The sequence below is a fragment of the Pseudomonas sp. P5_B2 genome, from assembly GCF_056400445.1.
Map to the genome: position 1 here is coordinate 1 of NZ_JBFULH010001367.1, position 669 is coordinate 669.

Sequence of the window (669 nt, forward strand, 5' to 3'; positions counted from 1 at the left end):
CGACCGAGCCAAAAGTGAACCTGGGGCATGATCAATCACCCTACAGGAGGAATAACAATGAAAAGCCTCGTTGACCATCTCAGTCAATACGCCACTTACCACCGTGATCCGCGCAACATCGCCAGCCACTTTATCGGTATTCCGTTGATTATGGTGGCCGTCGCGGTATTGCTCTCGCGGCCGCAATGGGCTGGCGGCTGGCTGTCGCCGGCGGTCCTGGTGTCGCTGGCGTCGGCGTGGTTTTACCTTCGCCTGGAATTGCGCCTTGGGGTGCTGATGAGCGTATTGCTGGGACTGTCCGTTTGGGCGGGGCAGACGCTGGCGCAACAAAGCACGCTGGTCTGGCTGTCGAGCGGTATCGGGATGTTTGTGGTGGGCTGGGTGATCCAGTTTGTCGGGCATTACTATGAAGGGCGTAAGCCGGCGTTTGTTGATGATGTGAGCGGGTTGATTGTCGGGCCGTTGTTTGTGGTGGTGGAGTTGATGTTTTTGCTGGGGTTGCGGCATGACCTCAAAGAGCAGATCGAGGCGCGGGCTGGGGGTGTACGAATCAATCCGAAACGCGCTGCGGCATAAGGCGCCTTCGCGAGCAAGCCCGCTCCCACATTTGATTGATCTCGTACACACAATTTGTGGTCGACGCAGATCTAATGTGGGAGCGGGCTTGAT

Annotated in this window: 1 protein-coding gene; it reads left to right on the forward strand. The window is 57.4% G+C overall.

All coding sequences use genetic code 11. The annotated features are described in order from the left end of the window. Positions 1-57: 57 nt before the first annotated feature. On the forward strand, positions 58-576 hold the full coding sequence (locus AC1DRJ_RS31260) for an Mpo1 family 2-hydroxy fatty acid dioxygenase (protein WP_477805507.1): 519 nt from the start codon (positions 58-60) through the stop codon (positions 574-576). Positions 577-669: the final 93 nt, after the last annotated feature.

Coding starts and splice junctions, on each gene's coding strand:
- AC1DRJ_RS31260 (WP_477805507.1), top strand. CDS start 58: ATGAAAAGCCTCGTTGACCATCTCAGTCAATACGCCACTTACCACCGT.